The sequence below is a fragment of the Xanthomonas sacchari genome (genome assembly GCF_024266585.1).
Lineage (GTDB): Bacteria > Pseudomonadota > Gammaproteobacteria > Xanthomonadales > Xanthomonadaceae > Xanthomonas_A > Xanthomonas_A sacchari_C.
The window spans coordinates 1,159,680-1,182,280 of the sequence record NZ_CP100647.1 but is presented as its reverse complement, the minus strand read 5'-3'; the positions used below and the strand labels follow the sequence as shown (position 1 = coordinate 1,182,280).

General features: G+C 69.9%; 15 protein-coding genes. 4 read left to right on the top strand and 11 right to left on the bottom strand.

The annotated features are described in order from the left end of the window. Positions 1-277: 277 nt before the first annotated feature. From rodA to NKJ47_RS04790, 5 genes are all read right to left on the bottom strand, one after another. On the bottom strand, positions 278-1,384 hold the full coding sequence (rodA, locus tag NKJ47_RS04810) for a rod shape-determining protein RodA (RefSeq protein WP_254460387.1): 1,107 nt from the start codon (positions 1,382-1,384) through the stop codon (positions 278-280). Continuing rightward, positions 1,381-3,441, bottom strand: a complete 2,061-nt coding sequence (gene mrdA, locus NKJ47_RS04805; RefSeq protein WP_254460386.1) for a penicillin-binding protein 2 — start codon at positions 3,439-3,441, stop codon at positions 1,381-1,383. The genes rodA and mrdA overlap by 4 nt, the downstream gene beginning before the upstream one ends. Positions 3,442-3,443: 2 nt before the next feature. Further along, a complete protein-coding gene (gene mreD / locus NKJ47_RS04800) occupies positions 3,444-3,929 on the bottom strand; it encodes a rod shape-determining protein MreD (RefSeq protein ID WP_254460385.1) in 486 nt (161 codons plus the stop codon). Next, positions 3,926-5,032 carry a rod shape-determining protein MreC gene (gene mreC, locus NKJ47_RS04795; protein ID WP_254460384.1) on the bottom strand — a complete coding sequence of 369 codons (1,107 nt, stop codon included), beginning with the start codon at positions 5,030-5,032 and terminating at the stop codon, positions 3,926-3,928. The genes mreD and mreC overlap by 4 nt, the downstream gene beginning before the upstream one ends. A 170-nt stretch (positions 5,033-5,202) precedes the next feature. Then, complete coding sequence (locus NKJ47_RS04790; protein ID WP_010343692.1) at positions 5,203-6,249, bottom strand: rod shape-determining protein; 1,047 nt, start codon at positions 6,247-6,249, stop codon at positions 5,203-5,205. Positions 6,250-6,508: 259 nt separating this feature from the next. Between NKJ47_RS04790 and NKJ47_RS04785 the strand changes: the two genes are divergently transcribed. The 4 genes from NKJ47_RS04785 (at position 6,509) to NKJ47_RS04770 (ending at position 12,550) form a co-directional block, all read left to right on the top strand. Further along, positions 6,509-7,441 (top strand): carbohydrate kinase family protein, encoded by a 933-nt coding sequence (locus tag NKJ47_RS04785; RefSeq protein ID WP_254460383.1) that lies wholly within the window; start codon positions 6,509-6,511, stop codon positions 7,439-7,441. 516 nt (positions 7,442-7,957) lie between these two features. Next, positions 7,958-8,470, top strand: coding sequence for a hypothetical protein (locus NKJ47_RS04780; RefSeq protein ID WP_254461340.1), 513 nt, complete (start codon positions 7,958-7,960; stop codon positions 8,468-8,470). A 43-nt stretch (positions 8,471-8,513) separates the two neighbouring features. Continuing rightward, positions 8,514-10,259 (top strand): XVIPCD domain-containing protein, encoded by a 1,746-nt coding sequence (locus NKJ47_RS04775; RefSeq protein ID WP_254460382.1) that lies wholly within the window; start codon positions 8,514-8,516, stop codon positions 10,257-10,259. A 308-nt stretch (positions 10,260-10,567) separates the two neighbouring features. Beyond that, positions 10,568-12,550: a sigma-54-dependent Fis family transcriptional regulator gene (locus tag NKJ47_RS04770; protein ID WP_254460381.1), complete on the top strand. Its 1,983-nt coding sequence runs from the start codon at positions 10,568-10,570 to the stop codon at positions 12,548-12,550. A gap of 728 nt (positions 12,551-13,278) precedes the next feature. Here NKJ47_RS04770 and NKJ47_RS04765 read toward each other — a convergent pair. The 6 genes from NKJ47_RS04765 to NKJ47_RS04740 form a co-directional block, all read right to left on the bottom strand. Beyond that, on the bottom strand, positions 13,279-15,675 hold the full coding sequence (locus NKJ47_RS04765; protein ID WP_254460380.1) for a TonB-dependent receptor: 2,397 nt from the start codon (positions 15,673-15,675) through the stop codon (positions 13,279-13,281). A 16-nt stretch (positions 15,676-15,691) separates the two neighbouring features. Next, on the bottom strand, positions 15,692-16,801 hold the full coding sequence (locus tag NKJ47_RS04760) for an S-(hydroxymethyl)glutathione dehydrogenase/class III alcohol dehydrogenase (RefSeq protein WP_254460379.1): 1,110 nt from the start codon (positions 16,799-16,801) through the stop codon (positions 15,692-15,694). 53 nt (positions 16,802-16,854) lie between these two features. Continuing rightward, complete coding sequence (locus tag NKJ47_RS04755; protein WP_254460378.1) at positions 16,855-17,874, bottom strand: beta-propeller fold lactonase family protein; 1,020 nt, start codon at positions 17,872-17,874, stop codon at positions 16,855-16,857. Then, positions 17,871-18,464, bottom strand: a complete 594-nt coding sequence (locus NKJ47_RS04750; protein WP_254460377.1) for a c-type cytochrome — start codon at positions 18,462-18,464, stop codon at positions 17,871-17,873. The genes NKJ47_RS04755 and NKJ47_RS04750 overlap by 4 nt, the downstream gene beginning before the upstream one ends. Positions 18,465-18,541: 77 nt before the next feature. Beyond that, positions 18,542-20,290 carry a quinoprotein dehydrogenase-associated putative ABC transporter substrate-binding protein gene (locus NKJ47_RS04745; protein ID WP_429002490.1) on the bottom strand — a complete coding sequence of 583 codons (1,749 nt, stop codon included), beginning with the start codon at positions 20,288-20,290 and terminating at the stop codon, positions 18,542-18,544. After that, positions 20,287-22,299, bottom strand: a complete 2,013-nt coding sequence (locus tag NKJ47_RS04740) for a methanol/ethanol family PQQ-dependent dehydrogenase (protein WP_254460375.1) — start codon at positions 22,297-22,299, stop codon at positions 20,287-20,289. Before NKJ47_RS04740 ends, NKJ47_RS04745 begins: the two co-directional genes overlap by 4 nt. Between the last annotated feature and the right edge of the window lie 302 nt (positions 22,300-22,601).

Below are 22,601 nucleotides of genomic sequence, written 5' to 3'. Positions count from 1 at the left end.
CGGCGAGGGAGCGGCGGACGACGTGGACGGACCGGCTACAGCCCGGATCGGCGGATGCGCTGCGTGGGGAGCCTCGGCGATGTGGGCGGGGATGGATGCGTGGGGTCGCACCGGCCTGCCCGGAAAGTTCCTGCGAACGTGTGGACCGGGGGGAGCGGTGCGCGCCACGTGGCATCGGCACGCATTGTGCGCAAGCGCGACACGCGCTGCAATCATTCGGTCATCTGCCTGCAAGGGCACGGTTAAGCCAGCGTGCGCCGGCCGCGCCGCGGCGCGCTCAGTAGCCGTGCACCGGACGGTGCGCCTTCACCGCCATCACCAGACCCAGCCCGGCCAGCAGCGACACCGCCGAGGTGCCGCCGTAGCTCATCAGCGGCATCGGCACGCCGACCACCGGCAGCAACCCGGAGATCATGCCGCCGTTGACCAGCACGTAGACGAAGAACGCCAGGCCGGTGGCGCCGGCCAGCAGCCGCGAGAAGGTGTCGCGCGCCTGCGAGGCGATCCACAGACAGCGCCCGATCACCACCAGATACAGGGTCAGCACCGTGGCCACGCCGATCCAGCCGAACTCCTCGCTGAGCACGGAGAAGGCGAAGTCGGTGGTCTGCTCGGGGATGAAGTTCAGGTGCGACTGCGAACCCAGGCCCCAGCCCTTGCCGTGCAGGCCGCCGGAGCCGATCGCGATCTTGGACTGGATGATGTTCCAACCCGCGCCGAGCGCGTCGTTCTCCGGGTTGAGGAACATCATGATGCGGTCCTTTTGGTAGGGCCGCAGCAGCCACAGCCAGGCCACCGGCGCAGCCGCGGCGACGCCGCCGACGGCGATGCCCACCCACCACCACGGCAGGCCGGCCAGCAGCAGCACGAAGCCGCCGCTGGCGGCGATCAGCACGCCGGTGCCGAAGTCCGGCTGCAGCATGATCAAGGCGGTGGGAATGCCGATGATGACCGCGCTGACCAGCACCGTGGGGATGCGCGGCGGCAGCGGCATGCGGTGCAGGTACCAGGCCACCATCATCGGCATGCTGATCTTCAGCAGCTCGGCCGGCTGCAGGTAGAACACCTTCAGGTCCAGCCACTGCCGCCCGTACTTGCCGGTGCCCAGCACGAACACCGCCAGCAGCGGCAGCATCGACAGCGCGTAGATCAGCGGGGTCCAGGCGCGCAGGCGCAGCGCCGAGACCCGCGACAGGCTCCACATCGCCGCCGCGCCGATGGCGAAGCGCGCGCCCTGTGCCATCACCAGGTGCATGCCACCGGCGCTCTTGAGCACCGCCAGCCCCATCGCCATCAGCGCGCCCAGCGCCAGGCACAGCGGCCAGTCCAGGGTGCGGGTGAAGCGGCCGCCGATCTCGACCAGCCAGCGCAGGAAATCCTTCATCGCTCGTCCGGAATCTCGTCGGGGATCGGCGGCGGCGCGGCCGGCAGCGGCACCGCCGCGGCATCGACCTCGGCCTGGCCGATCAGCACCGGGCGTTCGCCGGCGGCCAGCGCCACCGCATCGGCGGCGGCGCGCGAGCCCGGGTCCTCGGCGTAGTACAGATGGCTGCCGAAGGCGGTGGCGCCGCGCAGGCTGTCCAGCGGCTCGACCCCGGGCGGCAGCCGGCCGAGCAGCCAGGCATCGAAGATCTTGCGCGCGATCGGCGCGGCGGTGCTGGCGCCGTAGCCGCCGCCTTCCACGGCGATCGCCAGGGCGATGGTCGGCCGCTCGGCCGGCGCGAAGCCCTCGAACAGCGAACGGTGGCGCAGGTGCATCGGCAAGCTACGCGGATCGACCGCGGCCAGGCCCTTGCGGCTGACCACCTGCGCGGTACCGGTCTTGCCGGCCATCTGGTACGGCGCGCCGACGGTGATGGAGTAACCGCTGCCGCCCGGGCGCATGGTGTCCATCATGCCTTCGCGCACCGCCTGCAGATTGCCGGGATTGTCGCTGATCGGCTTGCTCGTGCCCGGCTGCACCGGCGCCCACGGCTGGTCGAAGGCCTGGCGCGTGGCCATCACCAGGTGCGGCGTGCGCAGTTGCCCGTCGGCGATGCCGGCGACCCCGCGCACCAATTGCAGTGGCGTCACCTTCCAGTCGCCCTGGCCGATGGCGATGTTGACCGTGTCGCCGGGGTACCAGGCTTCCTTGCGGCTCTTGGCCTTGTAGGCCGGCGACGGCACGATGCCGCCGGTCTCGCCGACCAGGTCGATGCCGGTGGGCACGCCGAAGCCGTAGCGGGTCATGTACTGGTCGACCTTGGTGATGCCCATGTCGATGGCCAGCTTGTAGTAGTAGGTGTTCACCGACTGCGCGATCGACTTGCGCAGGTCGGTCCAGCCGTGGCCGCCGCGGTGCGAGTCGCCCCAGCCGCGGCTGACCCCGGGCAGGTAGAACATGCCGGTGGAGAGGATCTTGTCCTCCGGGCGGCGGGTGCCGCTGTCCAGGCCGGCCAGGCCCATGAACGGCTTGATGGTGGAGCCGGGCGCCACGCCGCCCAGCACCAGGCGGTTGAACTGCGGCCGCGACGGGTCGCTGTTGAGCGCCTGGAAATCGGCGTGGGAGATGCCGTTGACGAACAGATTGGGGTCGTAGGACGGCAGGCTGACCATCGCCAGGATCTCGCCGGTGCGCGGATCGATGGCGATGGCCGAGCCCTGGTAGTCGCCGAACGCGGCGACCATGGCGCGCTGCAGGTCGGCGTCGATGGACAGGCGCAGGTCGGCGCCGGACTGCGCCGGCACCCGGCCGACGGTGCGGATCGCGCGGCCCTGCACGTTGGTTTCCACCTGTTCGTAGCCGACCTTGCCGCGCAGCGCTTCCTCGTAATAGCGCTCCAGCCCGGACTTGCCGATGTGGGTCAGCGCGGCGTTGCCCTCGCCCAGCGCCTCCAGGTCCTTCTCGTCGATGCGGCCGACGTAGCCGATGACGTGCGCGAACAGGTCGCCGTAGGGGTAGTGCCGGGTCAGGTAGGGTTCCAGCTCCACGCCCGGGAAGCGCCAGCGGTCCACCGCGAAGCGCGCCCGCTCCTCCTCGCTGACGCGCAGCTTCAGGGTGATCGGGCGGAAGCTGCGGCTGGCCTTGCGCGCGGCCTGGAAGCGTTCGAGGTCCTCCGGCGACAGCGCGATGACCTTGCCCAGCTCGGCCAGCAGCGCGTCCATGTCGGCGACCTTGTCCGGGGTCACGTCGAGCCGGAACGCGGGCACGTTCTCGGCCAGCAGGCGGCCGTTGCGGTCGTAGATCATGCCGCGCCCGGGCACCACCGGCCGCGGCTTGATGCGGTTGGCGTCCGAGCGGGTGGCATAGACGTCGTGATCCAGCACCTGCAGCTTGAAGTACCAGGCGCCCAGGCCCAGCAGCGCCAGCAGCACGCACAGGAAGCCCAGCGCCGCGCGGCGCCGGAACTGCTCGGCCTCGGCGTGCGGGTTCTTCTGCGCGCGGCGCGGATGCAGGGCCATTGCTACTTGCTCCGCCGGCCCAGCCGCAGCGCGTCCAGCAACACGAACAGCGGCGGCCACAGCGCCATGCCCAACAACGGCGCCCACCAGTAGCTCCACGGCAGCGTTGGCTCGCCGACCGCCAGGTGCACCGCCGCGGCGACGATGCGGTCGTTGACCAGCAGGCCGCCGATCGCCAGCGCCTGCTGCGACATCGGGAAGAAGCGGATGCGCGCGCGGAAGCGCTGCAGGATGAAACTCAGGATCACCAGCCGCAGCGCCTGCTCGCCCAGCACCCCGCCGTACAGCAGATCGGCCAGCACCCCGACCGCGAAGGCGAAGCCCAACCCGACCTTGTCCGGGGTTTCGATCACCCAGTACGCCACCACCAGCGCCAGCCAGTACGGCCGCAACGGCTGCACCACCAGCGGCAACGGCATCAGCCCCAGCAACAGCGCCACGATCACGCTGACCGGGAGCACCCAGCCTTTGCTGCGCAGGCGGCTCATTGGCCCGTCTCCTTTGGAGCCGGGCGGGAATCGGGAATGGGGAGTCGGGAATCGGTGGTCGCGCGTGCCTGCTTGGTCGGCTGCGGGGCGGTCGCGGTGCCGGACGGGTGCACGTTTGGCGATGTCGGAGCGGCGGCTCCGCTTGCGGGGGCCTGGGTCACGCCCTGCGCTGGCTTGGCGTCACCGCTTTGTGCTGCTCCAGCCACGGGCGAGGCTCCTTCCGCTGCCGCGGACGCCGGCGTCGGCAATTCCCGATTCCCGATTCCCCATTCCCGGCTCTTCAGCAACAACACATCCCGCCCCCGGTCCAGCTTCGCCGCCGGCTTCAGTTCGCCGACCAGGAAGGCGTGGGTGTCGTCCGGGCGCAGGGCGGAGATGGTGCCGACCGGGAAGCCGGCCGGGAAGCGGCCGCCCAGGCCGGAGGTGACGATCTCGTCGCCCACCTCGACCCCGGCGCTGAGCGGGATGTCGCGCAGTTCCAGGCTGCCGCCGCGGCCGTAGACGATCAGGCGCACGCCGTTGCGCGCCACCGTCACCGGCACCGCATGGTCGGGGTCGGTCAGCAGCAGCACGGTGGAGTGCAGCGGGGTCACCGCGATCACCTGGCCCATCAGGCCGCCGGCGTCGATCACCGCCTGGCCGACGTGCACGCCGTCGCGGCTGCCGGCGTCGAGCACCAGCCGCTGCCGGGTCGGGTCCAGGTCGATGTCCAGGATCGGCGCCAACTGCACGTCCAGGCCGCGGCGCTCGGCCACGCCCAGCAGTTCGCGCAGCTGCGCGTTATCCAGCGCCGCGGTCTGCAGCCGGGTCAGGCGCGCCTTGGCGATCAGCAGTTCGTTGCGCAGCGCGCGGTTTTCCTTGACCAGCTGGGCGTGACTGGCCGCGTTCTCCTGCACCTGGCTGCCCAGCCGCCCGGGCAGGCCGGCCAACGCCCAGATCGGCTGCACCAGCACCGTGGCCTGGCTGCGCAGGCGGGCCAGCCAGTCGGCCTGCGCGTCGAGCACGATCAGCACCAGCGCCAGCGCCAGGTAGGCCAGCAGGCGCGGCGTGCTGGCGGATTCGCCGGGACGGGCGGTGACGGGAGGACCGGCGTAAGGAGGCACGGGTTAAAGCCGGGAATGGGGAATCGGGAGTGGGGAATCGGAAAGCAACGGCGCGCTCCCGGCGCGATCAGGCCGGGGCGCAAGCAGACGACTGGAGACGGAGCCGGCGCTGCGGAGGCGGTGGGGCCATTCTATTCCCCATTCCCGATTCCCCAGTCCCGGCCTCACACTCACTCCGGCGCGAAGAACTCGTTGCCGTGCATGTCCACCAGTTCCAGCGCACGGCCGCCGCCGCGGGCCACGCAGGTCAGCGGATCGTCGGCGACCTGCACGTGCAGGCCGGTTTCCTCGGAGATCAGCCGGTCCAGGTCGCGCAGCAGCGCGCCGCCGCCGGTCAGCACGATGCCGCGCTCGGCGACGTCGGCGCACAGTTCCGGCGGGGTCTGCTCCAGCGCCAGCTTGACCGCCGAGACGATGCCCGACAGCGGCTCGTGCAGCGCTTCCAGCACTTCGTTGGAGTTGATCTTGATCATCTTCGGCACGCCCTCGGCGAGGTTGCGGCCGGAGATCTCCATCTCCTGCACCACCGCCTGCGGGTAGGCGCAGCCAATCTCCAGCTTGATCCGCTCGGCGGTGGCCTCGCCGATCAGCATGCCGTGGTTGCGGCGCACGTAGTTGGTGATCGACTCGTCGAAGCGGTCGCCGCCGATGCGCACCGACTGCGAATAGACGATGCCGTTCAGCGAAATGACCGCGACCTCGGTGGTGCCGCCGCCGATGTCGATGACCATCGAGCCGCGCGCCTCGGTGACCGGCATGCCGGCGCCGATCGCCGCGGCCATCGGCTCCTCGATCAGGTACACGTCGCGGGCGCCGGCCTCCTCGGCCGATTCCTTGATCGCGCGGCGCTCCACCTGGGTGGAGCCGGCCGGCACGCACACCAGCACGCGCGGGCTGGGGCGCAGGAAGCGCGACTTGTGCACCTTCTTGATGAAATGCTTCAGCATCGCCTCGGTGTAGGTGAAGTCGGCGATGACGCCGTCCTTCATCGGGCGGATGGTGGTGATGTGGCCGGGGGTACGGCCGAGCATCTGCTTGGCCTCGGCGCCGACCGCGGCCACCGAGCGGGTACCGCCGATCGCCCGATCCTGGCGCACCGCCACCACCGACGGTTCGTTCAGCACGATGCCCTGGCCACGCACGTAGATGAGGGTGTTGGCCGTGCCCAGATCGATGGACAGGTCGTTGGAGAACATGCCGCGGAGTTTCTTGAACATCGGGGGATTGGGTCCTGGGGCGCGCGCCGTCGCCAGAATGGCGAAAAAATGGGCAGAAAACGAAGTCCGCTAGCCTAGCAATCCGCCTGGGTGCGGGCAAGGAAAATTCTCGCTAAAACCGCGCCTTGCGCGACATTGCCGGGGCCTGCGCGGATCGCGGTTCTGGCCCTGACAGGCCGCAGCCGTTACCCTTTGCGCCGCGGCAACCCCGCCCTCGCCCGCCTGAATGCGGGTTCACCCTTCCGCCAAGGCTTGCCCGATGTCTGCACTGATCTGTGGTTCTCTCGCTTACGACACCATCATGGTGTTCCCGGACCAGTTCAAGAACCACATCCTGCCAGACAAGGTGCACATCCTGAACGTGTCGTTCCTGGTGCCGCGGATGCGCCGCGAGTTCGGCGGCTGCGCCGGCAACATCGCCTACAACCTGCACCTGCTGGGCGGCGACCCGATCCCGATGGGCACCGTGGGCCAGGACTTCGGCCCGTACCGCGAGCATTTCCAGGCGCTGGGCATCGACCTGTCGCGGGTCAAGGTGATCGAGGAGCTGTTCACCCCGCAGGCGTTCATCACCACCGACCACGACAACAACCAGATCACCGCCTTCCACCCCGGGGCGATGATGCGCAGCTACGAGAACCACGTGAAGGACGTGCCGGGCGTGACCCTGGGCCTGGTCGGCCCGGACGGGCGCGAGGGCATGATCCAGAACGCCGAGGAGTTCAGCGCCGGCGGCGTGCCGTTCATCTTCGACCCCGGCCAGGCCATGCCGCTGTTCAACGGCCCGGAGCTGCGCCAGTTCATCGAACAGGCCGACTACGTGGTGGTCAACGACTACGAGTCCAACCTGCTGCAGGAGCGCACCGGCTGGGACGAGAAGGACATCGTCTCGCGCGTGCAGGCCTACATCACCACCCAGGGCCCGAAGGGCGCGCTGGTGCACACCCCCGAGAAGACCTACGACATCCCGCCGGCGCACGAGCGCCGCGTGGTCGACCCGACCGGCTGCGGCGACGCCTTCCGCGCCGGCCTGATCTTCGGCATCCAGCGCGGCTGCGACTGGCTGACCATCGGGCGGATGGGCAACCTGATGGGCGCGCTGAAGGTCGAGCACCCCGGCACGCAGAACCAGCGCTTCGACTTCGACGAATTCAACGACCAGTTCAAGCAGCAGTTCGGCTACGCGCTGTAAGGCGGGGATCGGGGCCGGCCGGACGACGGCGTTGGCATCCGCTCATCGCGCCCCTCGTCCGCTGTGCCGGTAAAGCACCGCCCCCCGCCCCCGGCGACCACTGGCATCCTGGCTTGTCGCACCGATCCGGGCAGGGCTAGACTCGGCCGCCCGCGTCGACGGAATGATCGGATGGACACCACGCCTCGCTGCATCGACAGGATCCTGTCCGCTGCAACGTCCCTGCGCGGACTCCTGCTGACCGTGTACTGCGCAGCCACCCTCTGCGCCTGCGGCAACGCCGACCAGGCATCCGCGGGTACCGCGCCTTCCACCCGGCCGCTGCCCGCTGCCAGCGGCCCGGCGGCGGCGCAGGTCGATGCGGCGCCTGCCGTGACGAACGGTGCGGCGGCCGTGCAAGTGCTCCCCGGTCACTACGCCACCCAACCCGGCTGGGGCCAGCTGACCGTTCAGTCCGATGCACGTTTCACCCTGGAAACGCAGAATGTCGATGCCGGTTGCAGCTTCAGCGGCACGCTGCACGGCCTCCAGGCCGCGGTCGACGACGGCACCTGCACGCTGCAGATCGCACCCACGGCAAATGGCGTGGCGGTGGCCGCCACGGCCGGTGCCGAGAGCGCATGCCGGGAGTACTGCGGCGGCAACGGCAGCTTCGCAGGCGACTATCTGAAACAGGATGCCGCCTGCACGTCGCAAGCAATGCAGCGCACGCGCAGGGCCTTCCAGTCATCCTACGATCGCAAGGACTACGCGGATGCCGAAGCGGCACTTGCGCCGCTCTACCGCGACTGCTTGGCGGGCCTGAGCTTCAGCGATGCAGGTGCGATCCGCAACGACTACGCGCTGACTCAGCACAAGCTCGGCGACGATGCCGGATGCCGACAGACGCTGGCGCCCTACCGGGACGACGCCAAGCGCAGCGACGAGGCCATCAGCGAAGGCATGACGCCCGCCCTCGTCGAGGATTACCTCCGCGTGATCCACGCCGCACGCACCAACCTCCAGCTCTGCGGAGACGGCAGAGGCTGACGCTAGCGCCCACAGGGACGACACACCATCAGGGAACAGCGACATGTCCGACCCGAACAACGCCCTCACTGCGGCAAGGCCGCAACTCAGCGACGCGCAACTCAGGACCTTGGGCTACTTCGCCATCGGCGTGGCCTCGGAAGGCAGCCTGGGCTCCAAGAATGTCGCCTATAGCCTGTCGTTCGCCGGATCGTTCGAAGGCAACACATTGAAGCCGGTCGCCAACAGCGGCTTCAGCATCGGCACGCTGCAGACCGACCTGGGCGCGCATCCGGACGTGGTCCCGACGCTGGTGGACGCCTACCAGACATGGGCCGCCAGGCAGACCCCAAGTCTGGCACTGTCGGAAAACCAAAGAACCCAGACGATCTCCGATCTGCAGCGCAATGGCGATGCCATCCGTGCGGACCACGGCCGCGCGCCCGATGCAACCGTCCTCAAGAACCTCAACACCTTCCTGGCCTCCGACGCAGGGGTGCAATTCGTGCACGACCGCGACCGCACGCAAATCGAACATCTGATGCGCGAAGGCGACGGCAAGAAGGATCCGGGCGGCGCGCTGCATCAGTTGCGCCAGACCGACCTGTACAAGAATGCAGGCCTGGACGACCAGGCCAAGTACGCCGCCGTGCTCATGAAGCTGGAGAACCAGGCGGGCAAGGGCCAGTATCCGAAGATCCTCAAGGGCATCAACGACGGCAGCCTCGGCAGCGTCGAGGACGTGGTGAACAAGGTGGACGCGCTGCTGCCGAACAAGACCAACAAGAAAGGCGAAGTGGTGCCGGATTACATCGAGAGCGGCGTCCACCACGCGCTCGCCGGCACCGAGGTGTTCAACAAGCTTCGGGCCGCGCAGCCAGGGAATCCGCTGCATGACGCCTTCACTGCGGTCTCGGCCGACCCGTTGCGCAGCCCGGTCGATTTGAAGCGCGACACTGCCCACGCGGATGCGCTGCATCAGTACGACGCGACCAAGACCTTGTTCCTGCAGAACAGGCAATCGCCGAAACTGATCGCCGCGCTCGATCAGGACAGTACGTTCGGCTACAACCTCATCGGCCGGAACGGCAAGACGGTCGCGCAGTCGTCGAACCTGTTCGGCGCGGACAACGATGTTGTGGTCTTCGACGGCAACGGCCATGGCACCGCTTTCGTCGGCGGCAAGTGGAGCGCGGTGCAACGCGACGAGGTCAAGCGTATCGGCAACGCCGATCAGAGCGTCGACCTGCAACTGCGCAAGGACGGCAAGAGCGAAACGCTGCTGCACGTACCGACCCCGGCGCAGTTGCGTGAACGCAGCGAACAACAGCAACCGCAAGCGCCTGTGCCGGATCGCGCTCGGGCGTCGACTCCCAGCCCGAACGACACCCACCACCCGCACCATGCGCTGCTCGAACAGATTCGCGAGGGCGTCAGAAAGATCGACCAAGATCTGGGCAAGCCCTACGATGCGGCCAGTGAACGCCTGAGCCGAGCGGCTCTGGCCGCTTGCCGGGACAATGGCGGCCCTGGCAACGCTCCGCTGGCCTCGAATGCGCTGGAGCGGGCGGACCGCGTGGCGCTCACCGAGAAGGGCCACCTGGTAGTGGTCGAGGGCGAACAGCGCGATCCGGCGCAAAAGCGCGCCAGCGTGGATGTGCAGGTGGCGCTCGCCACCCCGGTGGAACAGTCCGACCAGCGACTGCTGGCCGCCAACCAGGCGATCGACCGCGAACGGCAGCTCGCGCAACAGCAGGAATTGGCGCGCGAGCGGGACGCGCCGAGTCGCAACGGCCCGACGCTGGCGTAAGCCCAGCTTCGGCCGGGCGCAGACAGGAGCGCGCAACACGCTCCATGCCGGGCACGCTGTGCGGCAGGCCATTGATCGGCCTTCCCCGCCGCCGTTACTGCGCACCAGGGCCGGCGCAATGCCACATGGCGCTGCCGGAACGTGGTGCGCCCTGCGTGTCCGCTGACAGTCCTGGCGGTGCGAGGATCCCGATTGGACCGGCGAACCGATGGCGCCAAGGCCATGATTTTGCTGCACTGCGGGTTGAGCGCCGGTCCGGTTTGTGCGTCACTTGTGCAAGGATCCCCTGGGGGGACGAGAGCGCGCCAATGTCCGAGTCGACTGTCGCCAGCCTCGCGCAAGCCAAGGCCGTCGCACCATCCGCCGCCGACGCCGACTGCTCGCGGCTGGTACGCATGCGCCATTTCCGCCAGCTTGAGACCTTGCCGCCGGTGCTGGCGCGCTCCTGGCAGCGCTGCCTCGACGACTACGGCCTGGACCCGGACATCCATCCTTCGCCGATGGTCCACGACAACGGCGAGCTGCGCGAGCGCCAGCAGCGGCTGGAGGCGCTGCTGCGCATCGCCAAGGTGGAGATGGAAAACCTCTACGAGCAGATCGCCGGCGGCAACTACGCGGTGGTGTTCGCCGACACCGAGGCCACCGTGCTGCACAGCGTGCAGGATCCGTCGCTGCTGCGCGCGTTCCGCGAAACCGGGTTGTTCTGCGGCGCCAGCTGGGCCGAACGCTACCAGGGCACCAACGGCATCGGCACCTGCGCGATGGAGGGCAGCGCGCTGAGCGTGCACCGCGGCGAACACTACCTGGAGCGGCACCTGCCGCTGTCGTGCAGCGGCGCGCCGATCCTGGATCCGCAGGGCCACCTGCTGGCGGTGCTGGACGCGTCCACGCCCGACGCGCGCGACACCAGGCTGGTGCAATGCCATACCGGCGCCCTGGTACGCATGTCGGCGGCGCAGATCGCACGCGCGTACTTCCTGGAGCAGTACCGGCATGCGTGGATCCTGCGCTTCCACAGCCGTCCGGAGTTCGCCGGGCTGCTGCACGAGGCGCTGATCGCGGTGGGCGGCGACGGCCGCGTGCTCGCGGTCAACGAGGCGACGCTGGAACAGCTGGGCAAGCCCGACCGCACCCCGCTGATCGGGCGCGACATCGCCCAGGTGATGCAGCTGGATTTCGACACGCTGGAACAGCGCGCGCGCAACGACGCCAGCACGCTGTGGTCGATCCGCTGCGCCTGCCACGGCCGCCGCTTCTTCGCCCTGGCGCAGCCGCCGCGCGCGCGCAGCCCCGCCGGCCGTGCGCGCGCCGCTGGCGCGGACGGGCAACCCGCCCGCGCCAACGACCACGTCGGCTCCGATCCGCGCGTGCTGCACAACCTGGACAATGCGCTGAAGCTGGCCAAGCACCGCGTGTCGATCCTGCTGTGCGGCGCCACCGGCACCGGCAAGGAAGAATTCGCCAAGGCGGTGCACCGCGGCTCGCCCTGGGCCGACCGGCCGTTCGTGGCGGTGAACTGCGCGGCGATCCCGGAAGCGCTGATCGAGAGCGAGCTGTTCGGCTATGCGCGCGGCGCCTTCACCGATGCCGCGCGCGAAGGGCGCCACGGCAAGCTGCTGCAGGCCAGCGGCGGCACCCTGTTCCTGGACGAGATCGGCGACATGCCGCTACCGTTGCAGACGCGCCTGCTGCGGGTACTGGAGGAGCAGAGCGTGACCCCGCTGGGCAGCGACCGCGCGATGCCGCTGGAACTGCACGTAATCAGCGCCAGCCACCGCGACCTGGCGCAGATGGTCGGCACCGGCGGCTTCCGCGAAGACCTGTACTACCGCCTCAACGGCGTGGTGCTGCACCTGCCGCCGCTGCGCGAACGCAGCGACAAGGCCGAACTGATCCGCACCCTGTTGCGCGAGGAGAGCGGCGAACAGCCGGTGCGCATCAGCGAGGACGCCCTGCACAAGCTGCTCAGCTATGCCTGGCCCGGCAACCTGCGGCAACTGCGCAACGTGCTGCGCACCGCCGCGGTGCTGTGTGCCGACGGGGTCATCCGCATCCCCAACCTGCCGCAGGAGATCGTCGACGCCGACAGCGGGCCGTGCCTGCTCGGCGACGATGCGCACGCCGGCGACGGCGTGCCCGGCCGCGTCGCCCTGGACAGCGCCGAGCGCAGCGTGCTGCAGCAGCAGCTCGAGCGTCACCGCTGGAACGTCAGCCGCACCGCCGACGCGCTGGGCATCAGCCGCAATACCTTGTACCGCAAGCTGCGCAAGCACGGCCTGGCGACGGTGTGAGTTGAGGCGGCATCGCGCGTTGCGAATCTTGCCGGGGGTCGCGGCTGACGCCTCGCCTGTCGTGTGTTGCCAGGCGGTGGTGGCGTCAGTGCGGAGGGGAGCTCGCGTCCCAACCGCTGCAGCGGCGGGAGGCTGCCTGGCTCCGACGTCGCGGCTGAAGCCGCTCCTACGACACCCGGTGAGTCGATGAGGCAGTACAGCCTGTGCAAGCGGCTTCTCCAAGTGCTGTCGAAGCTGGAGGCTTTCCCGCTCCGATGTCGCGGCTGAAGCCGCTCCTAAGACAGCAACCGGTGAGTCGATGAGGCCGTATCACCTGTGGGAGGGACTTCAGTCCCGACTCCTGTCGAAGCTGGAGGCTTTTCCCGCTCCTACGACAGCAGTCGGTGAGTCGATGAGACCGTATAACCTGCGGGAGGGACTTCAGTTCCGACTGCTGTCGAAGCCAAAGGTTTTCCCGCTCCTACGACGACAGCCGGCAAGTTGATGAGACCGTATAACCTGTGGGAGGGACTTCAGTCCCGACTGCTGTCGAAGCCAGAGGCTTTGCGGCTGCGAAGGCGTGGCCGCAGCCGCTCCTGGCGAGGATCGCGCTTCGTCACGGGCCCAGCGCTTCCTGTAGTAGGAGCGGCTTCAGCCGCGACCGGCGCCGACGCCGGGCAGCAACCGATCCCGACGACACCGCCGCTGGCATGCGGCCAGCCAGCGCCACGGCTTCAATCGCGCCCCCGCTAGAAACGCCAGCGCAGGCCGATCTGGTACTGCCGCGGGGCGCCCGGCGCGACGAAGCGCGAGGGACCGTCTTCGACCGCGGCGTCCTGCGGACGTGCCAGGGCGCCGCCCGGGAACAGGTCCTCGGCGATCGCCGCGTAGGTCTCGTAGCGGCGGTCGAACACGTTGTTGACCCGCAGGTACAGCGACAGTCCGTCGGCGAGTTCCCAGGTGCCGTGCAGATCCAGCAAGGCGTAGCCGCCGGTGGACAGATCGTGGCGCGCAGGCGCCTCGCCGTCTTCGGGATCCTCGACCAGGCCGTCCTCGTTGCCGCTGGCCACGCGCCGCGACACCGCGCGCAGGTCCGCGCCCAGCGCCAGTTGCGCCAGCGCCTGCCATTCCACGCCCAGCTTCAGCGTGTTGCGCGGCAGCCCGGCGATGCGCGTGCCCGGACGCAGCACCACGGTGCGCTCGCCCGAGAGCAGTTCGCCGGCGCTGCGGTAGGTGGCGTCCAGGTAGCTGTAGCCGGCGAACCAGCGCAGCGCGCCATGGCTGCCGCGGTAGCTGAGGTCGGCGCCCTGGTAGCGGGTGCGGCCGACGTTGTCGAAATAGCCCTGTTGGGAATTGGGCGCGCGCAGGAACAGGATGTCGTCGCGGTTGTCGGCGCGGTACAGCGAGGCATTCATCGCCTGCGCCGGCGACGGGTTCCAGCGCAGCCCGACCTCGTAGGTGCGCGAGACGATCTGCTCCAGCCGCGGATCGGCCTGCAGCCCGGTCGGCAGCCGGCACGGCTGCGCAGGATCGGCGCAGCCGAGTTCGATCGCGGTCGGCGCGCGGCTGTTCTGCGAGGCCGACGCGAACGCGGTGACGCCGCTGCCCAGGCGCTGGGTGATGCCCAGCGACGGATTGGCCTTGGCGAACACGAAGCGCTCGCGCGGCAGCACCCCGTCGTCGCCGGTGGACAGGGTGTTGGCGACGGCGACGCGGTTCCAGCGCAGCGCGCCGCTGACATGGGTGGCCTCGCTCAGTTCCCAGGTATCGGCGACGAACAGGCCCAGGGTGCTGCTGCGGCCGTCGACGCCGGAGAAGAACGCCCGGTCCTCGTCCGGATCGGCGACCACCGAGCGGTCGTCCTGCACGAACGCGTCCTGCTCGTACTGGCGGTAGCGCACGCGGTTGCGGTCGTAGGTCGCGCCGATGCTCAGCGCGTGCGCGCCGGCCTGGCGGCTGAGGTTCAGCGCCACGCCCTCAGCGTGCTGGCGCATCTGCGTGGTGTTGAGCACGCCGCTGTGCAGCGCGTCGGCATCGGCACGCGAGACCGTGCAACCCGCATCCAGCGGCGTGCCGTCGGCGGCGTAGCCATCGGCGCAGTCGTCGACGAACTCCTCGTAGTCGTCGTTGATGTCGCCATTGACGGTGTCGCGCCGCCCCTGCCGGTAGTACGCCAGCAGGTGCAGCGCGGTGCGCTCGTCGAAGCGGTGGTCGAACTGCCCGGTCAGCAGCGTGTTGCGGTTGCGGGTCAGGTCCGGCGAGGTGTAGACCGCGGCGCGGTCGGCTTCGTACAACCCAGGTTCGGTGCCCTCGTCGGTGTAGCGATGGCTGGGCAGCAGGCCATTGCCGACCAGGCGGCTGCGCCCGTGCAGCAGCGACACGTCCCAGTCGGTGCGCTCGCCCTGCCGCCCGACCTTGCCGAACACGGTGCCCAGGCGGCCGGCGGAGGCGTCGCGCCAGCCGTTCTCGTCGAAGCCGGTGGCGGCGACGAAGGCATGCAGGCCGTCGCGGCCGGCGTAGCCGTAGGACGCGTCCAGGCGCTTGCGTGCGCCACTGCCCACCGACAGGTCGGCGCGCAGGCCCGGCGCGGTCAGCCCGGACTGGGTGGTGAAGGCCAGCGCGCCGCCCAGCGTGTTGGGGCCGAACAGCGGGTTGGAGCCCGGCATCAGCGCGACGCTGCGGATCGCCGCCTCCGGCATCATGTCCCAGCTGACGATGTCGGCGAACGGCTCGTTCATGCGCACGCCGTCCAGGTACACCGACACGCCCTGCGAGGCGCCGGGCAATGCCGAGGCGCGGAAGCCGCGGAAGGTCAGATCGGTCTGGAACGGACTGCCCTGCACCTCGTTGGTGTCCACGCCGTTCATCTCGCGCAGCAGGAAGTCGGTGAGGTTGCCGGCCTGGCTGCGCGCGATGTCGTCGGCATTGGCGGTCTGCACCGTGTACGGCAGCAGGTCGGCATCGATCAGCGTGCCGGGAATCGGCGTGGCGGTGACCTCGACCCGGTCCAGCGCGGTGATCTGCGCATCGTCGGCGTTGACCGTGGTCTGTGCGCGCGCCGGCGCGGCGAGCAGGCCGATGGCGGTGGCGACGGCCAGCGCGAGCAGGCTCGCCGGCGGGGTGCTGCATCCTGGAGTGTTGGTCATGCCGGTTCCTTGCAGCTCAGTAGAGGACGATCGATTTGATGCCACGCCCCGCGCGCATCGCCTCGAAGCCGCGGTTGATGTGATCCAGCGGCAGGGTTTCGCTGATGAGTTCGTCGATGCGGATCTCCCCGGCCAGATAGCGCTCGGCATAGGCCGGCAGTTCGCTGCGGCCCTTGACCCCGCCGAACGCGCTGCCGCGCCAGGCGCGCCCGGTGACCAGCTGCAGCGGCCGCGTGCTGATCTCCTGCGCGCTCGGCGCCACGCCGAGGATGATGCTTTCGCCCCAGCCCTTGTGGCAGCACTCCAGCGCCGCGCGCATCGCGCGCACGTCGCCGACGCAGGCGAAGCTGTGGTCGGCGCCGCCGTCGGTGAGATCGACGATGACCTGCTGCACCGGCGCGCCGAAATCCTTCGGGTCCAGGCAGTCGGTGGCGCCCAGCGCGCGCGCCAGGGGAAACTTGTCGCGGTTGATGTCGACCACGATGATGCGCTCGGCGCGCGCCATCACCGCGCCCTGCACCACCGACAGGCCGATGCCGCCGAGCCCGAACACCGCCACGTTCTCGCCCGGACGCACCCGCGCGGTGTTGAGCACCGCGCCGATGCCGGTGGTGACCGTGCAGCCGAGCAGGCAGGCCTTGTCCAGCGGCGCGGAGCGGTGGATCTTGGCCACCGCGATCTCCGGCAGCACCGTGTACTCGGCGAAGGTGCTGGTGCCCATGTAGTGCAGCAGCGGGCGCCCGTGCAGCGAGAAGCGGCTGCTGCCGTCGGGCATCAGCCCGCGGTCCTGGCTGGCGCGGATCGCCTGGCACAGGTTGGTGCGGTTGGAACGGCAGTACTTGCACACGCCGCATTCGGGCATGTACAGCGGGATCACGTGGTCGCCCGGACGCACGCTGCCGACGCCGACGCCGACCTCCTCGACCACGCCGGCGCCTTCCTGGCCCAGGATCACCGGGAACGCCGCCTCGGCATCCATGCCGGACAGGGCGATGTCGTCGCTGTGGCAGATGCCGCTGGCGACCATCCGCACCAGCACCTCGCCGGCCTTGGGCGGCTGCAGATCCACCTCCTCGATGGCCAGCGGCTGGTTCGCCGCCCAGGCCACCGCGGCTCGCGTCTTCATTCCGGCTCTCCCCGCCTCTTGTCGCGGCGCCTGGGGGCGCCGCTCGCCTCACCTCACTGCGCCACGACCACACCCCATGGCATCTCGCCGACCGCGATCTGCTTGATCTCCTTCATTGCCGCCGTGTCGATGACGCTGACGCTGTCGGAACGGCCGTTGGCCACATACAGCTTCTTTCCATCCGCGCTCAGCGCCGGATTCCACGGCCGCTGCCCGACCGGAATCTGCGCCACTGCGCGGCGCGCGACCGGGTCGATCACGCTGACCGTGCCGGCACCGTTGGACGCGTACACGCGGCTGCCGTCGCGGGCGATGGCGATGCCGGCGGTGCGCTGCCCGGCCGGGATGCTGGCCACGCGCGTGCGCGTCGCCAGGTCGATCACATCGACCACGTTGGCCGTCTCCTGCGCCACATAGACGGTCTTGCCGTCGGGCGCGAACGCCATGCCGCGCGGATGCCCGCTGGTGGCGATGACGCCGGTGGACGCGCCGGCCTTCAGGTCGATCACATCCAGGTCGTTGGAACCCTCGTTGCTGGTCAGCAGCAGCGCGCCGTCCGGGGTGTAGACGCAGTGTTCCGGCGCCTGCCCGCGGGTGGCGATGTGCGCGCCGATCGCGAAACTGGCCGGGTCGATCAGCATCACCTGGTTCTGCCCTTCCACGCACACCGCCAGCTGGCGGCCGTCCGGCGCCACGGCGACGCCTTCGGCGTTCTCGCCGATGTCGACACTGCGCAGCACCCGGTCCTGCACGGTATCCAGCTCCAGCAGGCGATGGCCCTGCGCGTCGATGACGTACAGATGCCCGGCCGGCCCCGGCGCCACCTGCTGCAGGCGCTTGCCGAGCTGGCCCTGCGCCGACAGCGTGCGCACCACGCGGTCGCTGCCGGTGTCGATCACCGAGATGGTGCCGCTGCGCTGGTTCGGCACGTAGGCCAGCGCCGCGGCACCGGCCGCGGGTGCCGGCGCAGCCGCCGCGGCGTCGGCCTTCGCCGCGGGCGCTGGCGTGCGCTGGCAGGCCGCGGCGAACAGCGACAGCGCGACGACGGCGCACAGACGCAGCGCGTTGCTCATTGCGTGGCGCCCGCCGTCTTGTTGATGGAATGGATGAAGGCCAGCAACTTCTCGGTATCGCCCGGCTTGAGCACCGGCCCGAACGGCGGCATCTGCCCGACCACCTTCTCGTGGCCGATCCGGGTCTTGCCGTGCGCGGCCATGCCGGCGGTGCCTTCGGTGATCAGCGCGCGCAAGGTGTCGTCGTCGTTGCCGTACACCCAGATGTCGTTGGTCAGCGGCGGGCACATGCCACCGCCGCCGGTGCCGCCGTGGCAGGCGGTGCAGCCGGCGGAGTTGAAGATCGCCTTGCCTTCGGCGACCAGTTCCGGGGTCACTTTGACCGGCGGTCCCTTCGGAATCGGCGTCACCGCCGCAGCGGGGGCCGGCGCGGCGGCGGCGGCGGCGGGAGCGGAAGCGGGAGCGGCGGGCGCCGCCGACGTCGGCGCGGAGGCCGGTGCAGGCGCGGGCGCGGCGGCAGGCGCTGGCGTGGCCGCCGGCGCGGGCGGCGTTTCCTGCTTGCCGCAGGCGGCCAGCAACAGGAACGAGGCGAACAGGAACACGGGCAGCAGCGCGGACACGGCGCGACGATGGACGGGAGCAGGACGCATGGGGACAGAACCTTTGCGGAGTGCACGATGGGAAGAGCAGGCCGCGCGAGCGGCATGGACGGGACGACGGGAAGCGGTCATTGCGTGCGTCGGTGCTGGGCCTCCGTCAGTAGCTGGGCGAGTTCGGCATTGCCGCGTTGCTGGGCCAGCGCCGCCGGGGTCTTGCCGTGGGCATCGCGCGCATCGGCGCTGGCGCCGGCGGCGAGCAGGCGCCGGGCGCTGTCCTCGCGCCCGGCCGCGGCGGCCAGCATCAACGGGGTGACGCCGGCGCGGTTGGCGCGGTCGGCCTCGGCGCCGTGCTTGAGCAGCAGGTCGAGGATCCGCGGATCGTTGCGCGCCACCGCGAACATCACCGGAGTGAAGCCGGCCGGGTTGGCCCGGCGCACGCTGGCGCCGGCGTCGAGCAACGCCTGCACCAGCTCGGCATCGGCGTAGGAGATCGCCAGATCCAGCGGCGTCCAGCCGTCGGCGGACACCGCCTCGACCTTGGCGCGATGCGCCAGCAACTGCGCCGCGCTGTTGCCGTCGTTGGACCAGGCCGCCTTCATCAACGGCGTCCAGCCATTGCTGTCGCGGTTGTCGACCTTGGCGCCGGCGGCCAGCAGTTCGCCGACCAGCAGCGGCGCCTGGTTGCGGATCGCCTGCTGCAACGGCGGCTCGCCGAGCAGGTTGGGGGTGTCGGCGCTGGCGCCATGGCGTAGCAGCCAGGCCACGCGCACGCCATCGCCGGCATCCAGCGCATGCGCCAGCTCCGCGTTGGGATCGGCGCCGCCGGCGATGCGCAGCTGCAATTGCGCCAGCATGTCCGAGGAGGCCTGCGCGCTCGGCGTGTCGTCCTGGTCGGCGGGCGGCGCATAGGGGCCGTGCGAGCGCAGATCGCCGGCGACGATGCAATCGGCGCAGGCCACCAGCGGCACGTGGTAGTCGCGCAGGATCGCGTCGATCTTGCCGGCGCTGCGCTGCAGTGCCGCGTCCAGCGCATCGCGCAGCGGCGCGTTCTTGCGCGACACCGCCCACGCCATCGAGTACTCCAGCACCTCGTTGTCGATGACATTCAACGGCACCACGCCGAGGCCGCCGCGCGCGGCGTAGTAGCCGGCCACCGGTCCCCAGGATTCGGCGGCATCGAGCTTGCCGGCGGCGACCTGCTCGGCGAGCTTGCCGGGATGTTCCTGCGGCGCGCTCGCCGAATCGTAGAACAGGTACTGCACCTCGCCCTGCACGCCGTGGTCGAACAGCGCCTGCCGCGCCGGCGAGCTCTGGAACACGCCGACCTTGAGTTTCTTCAAGGCCGGCTCGTCCAGCGACGCCGGGCGCAGGTCCAGGCCCTTGCGGGTGACCAGCACATAAGTGGAGCGATACAGCGGGCGCGTGACCAGGCCCATCTCGAAATCGCTGTTCATGTCCATCAGCACGTCGCAACGCCCGGCGTTGATCGTGCTGCGCGCCAGGCCGCGCTGGTAGTAGCTGCGCCATTCGTACTCCAGGCGCCGGCCCATCTCCGCGGCCACCACCTGGGCGATCTTGTTCTGGAACCCCGCGCCTGCGCGATCGGACAACGGCATGTTGCCGGGATCGGCGCAGACCCGCAGCACCGGCGCATCGGCCGGCAGCGCGGCGGCGGGCGCGGTGGAGGCCGACGCTGCCGCCGCCGGCGGAGCCGCAGGAGCGCGAGCCGTCGCGGACGACGGCTCGCGCGTGCACCCTGCGGCGACGAGTCCGAGGCTGCACCACAACACCACGGCGCGCGCGCCCGCAGGCAGGCGCCACGCGGCGGGCGCCACCCGGCACCCGCTCGCCCCCCGGACGCGGCGCCGCCGGCTCATCGCACCGTCTTGGCGGCGACTGCCGCGCTGCCGCCGCCGGTGGCCGCGGTGGCGGTCGCAGTGGGGGTGACGGTCTTGCCGGCGCCGTCGATGCGGAAGGTGTGCACCATGCCGCCCAACGGGATCTTGTCGAAGCCGTTGCTGAAGGCCAGGCCGGCGGCACCCAGCGCGCCGTACGGATCGCCCGGATCCAGGCCGGCGGCGACCGGCAGGCCGATCCAGCCGCCGATGCCCGAGAACACCGCCACGTACTGGTGGCCGTTGGCCTTGTAGGCGATCGGGTTGCCGATGATGCCGGACGGCAGCTTGGTCTCCCACAGCTTCTTGCCGGTGTCCTTGTCCACGGCGCGGAACCAGCCGTCCAGCGTGCCGTAGAACACCAGCCCGCCATCGGTGACCAGGGTGCCGCTCCACACCGGGAACTTCTCCTTGATCTCCCACTTGGACTTGCCTTCGACCACGTCGAACGCCTTGACGATGCCCAGCGCGCCGGGCTCGTTCGGCTTCATCAGCACGTTGGCGAACACGTACGGCAGGCCCATCATGGTGTTGCCGCGCTCCTGCGGATCCAGCTCCATGTGCCAGTTGTTGGTACCGCAGAAGAACACCGCGGAATTGGCCGGATCCACCGAACACGGCTGCTGGTCCTTGCCGCCCATCGCCGAGGGGAACGCCTCGACCTTGCGGCCGCGCTCCAGCGGCGAATGCGCCGCGACCTTGACCGGGCGCCCGGTCTTCATGTCGATGCGCTCGGCCCAATTGGCCGGCACGAACTTGTTGGCGCGCAGCAGGGTGCCGTCGCGGCGGTCGAGCACGTAGGCGAAGCCGTTGCGGTCGAACTGCACCACCGACGGCACCTGCTTGCCGTCGATGGTCAGGTCGACCAGGATCGGCTCGTTGATGCCGTCGTAGTCCCACTGGTCGAACGGGGTCTTCTGGTAGCCCCATACCGCTTCGCCGGTGTCGATCTTGCGCGCGAACAGGGTCATCGACCACTTGTTGTCGTACGCGCCGGTATCGCACTCCTTCTGCGTGGTCTTGCCGCAGCGGTACGACGGACTCCACAGGCCGGGATTGCCGGTGCCGTAGTAGAGCAGCTTGAGTTTCGGGTCGTAGCTGTACCACCCCCAGGCCGCGCCGCCACCGCGCTTCCAGCCGTCGTCGGGATAGGTCTTCTGGCCGAGGTCGCCGAGCTGGCCGTGCTGCGGATTGGCCTTGTTGAAGTCCGGACCGAGGCAGATGTCCTTGTCGGTGCCGGTGGCCTCGCAGGACCAGGCCTGCTTGCCGTCGGCCAGCGCGTACGCGGCGACGCGGCCGCGCACGCCGAACTCGTTGCCGCTGATGCCGGCCACGACCTTGCCGTCGGCGATGATCGGCGCCATGGTGATGGTCTCGCCCTTCTCCGGATAGGCGAGCTTCTGCTTCCACACCTCCTTGCCGGTCTTGGCGTCGAGCGCGATCACATCGCCGCTGAGGCTGCCGAACACCACCTTGCCGTCGGCATAGGACGCGCCGCGGTTGACCGTGTCGCAGCAGGCCACCGCCACCGCGCGCTCGTCCTGCTGCGGGGTGTACTTCCACAGCACCTTGCCGTTGTCTTCCTGCGACAGGTCGATCGCGAATACGTTGTTCGGATAGGCGCTGACCATGTACATGGTGCTGCCCACCACCAGCGGCTGGCCTTCGTGGCCGCGGGTGGCGTCGGTCTTCATCTCCCACGACATCTTCAGATTCTTGACGTTGTCGCGGTTGATCTCGGCCAGCGGGCTGTGCCGGGTCAGGCCGAAATCGCGGCCGATGCCGCCCCAGTTGTCGGGATTGGCGGCATTGCTGGCGAACTCGCTGTCGGTATCGGCCACCGCGGCCGGCGCGGCGGCCGGCGGTTGCTGCGCGGCGGCCGGCGCGGCCGGGGCCGCGGCCTCTTCCTGCTTCTTGCAGCCCGCCAGCGCCAACGCAGTGGCCAGCGCGAGCAAGGTACAAGCCTGGGTACGACGTGAATGACTGTGCATCGTTCTACTCCCCTCGTTGAAGAGCCGCGGCAGCTGCACCTGGTCGGCGTGTGCCACGGAACCTGAAGCGTGGGGATCCAAGAGCAACGTCCATGCCATCGCGGCGCTGCGATGCAACATCCGTTGACGCACGGATCACACGACCCGCCATGGCCTTGCGCGAGCGCGCCGCGAGGGCAGAGGACGTCTCGAGAACGTGACACTTTGTGCCACGTCGCTGCATCGCGATTGGCGCAGTGCGGGCACGCGACGCCGTGGCACACCGTGCGCCGTGTGGGGGAAGCCTGCGGCTCCTGCGTGCG

Coding starts and splice junctions, on each gene's coding strand:
- rodA (WP_254460387.1), bottom strand. CDS start 1,384: ATGAAGGATTTCCTGCGCTGGCTGGTCGAGATCGGCGGCCGCTTCACC.
- mrdA (WP_254460386.1), bottom strand. CDS start 3,441: ATGGCCCTGCATCCGCGCCGCGCGCAGAAGAACCCGCACGCCGAGGCC.
- mreD (WP_254460385.1), bottom strand. CDS start 3,929: ATGAGCCGCCTGCGCAGCAAAGGCTGGGTGCTCCCGGTCAGCGTGATC.
- NKJ47_RS04790 (WP_010343692.1), bottom strand. CDS start 6,249: ATGTTCAAGAAACTCCGCGGCATGTTCTCCAACGACCTGTCCATCGAT.
- NKJ47_RS04785 (WP_254460383.1), top strand. CDS start 6,509: ATGTCTGCACTGATCTGTGGTTCTCTCGCTTACGACACCATCATGGTG.
- NKJ47_RS04775 (WP_254460382.1), top strand. CDS start 8,514: ATGTCCGACCCGAACAACGCCCTCACTGCGGCAAGGCCGCAACTCAGC.
- NKJ47_RS04770 (WP_254460381.1), top strand. CDS start 10,568: ATGTCCGAGTCGACTGTCGCCAGCCTCGCGCAAGCCAAGGCCGTCGCA.
- NKJ47_RS04765 (WP_254460380.1), bottom strand. CDS start 15,675: ATGACCAACACTCCAGGATGCAGCACCCCGCCGGCGAGCCTGCTCGCG.
- NKJ47_RS04760 (WP_254460379.1), bottom strand. CDS start 16,801: ATGAAGACGCGAGCCGCGGTGGCCTGGGCGGCGAACCAGCCGCTGGCC.
- NKJ47_RS04755 (WP_254460378.1), bottom strand. CDS start 17,874: ATGAGCAACGCGCTGCGTCTGTGCGCCGTCGTCGCGCTGTCGCTGTTC.
- NKJ47_RS04750 (WP_254460377.1), bottom strand. CDS start 18,464: ATGCGTCCTGCTCCCGTCCATCGTCGCGCCGTGTCCGCGCTGCTGCCC.
- NKJ47_RS04745 (WP_429002490.1), bottom strand. CDS start 20,290: ATGAGCCGGCGGCGCCGCGTCCGGGGGGCGAGCGGGTGCCGGGTGGCG.
- NKJ47_RS04740 (WP_254460375.1), bottom strand. CDS start 22,299: ATGCACAGTCATTCACGTCGTACCCAGGCTTGTACCTTGCTCGCGCTG.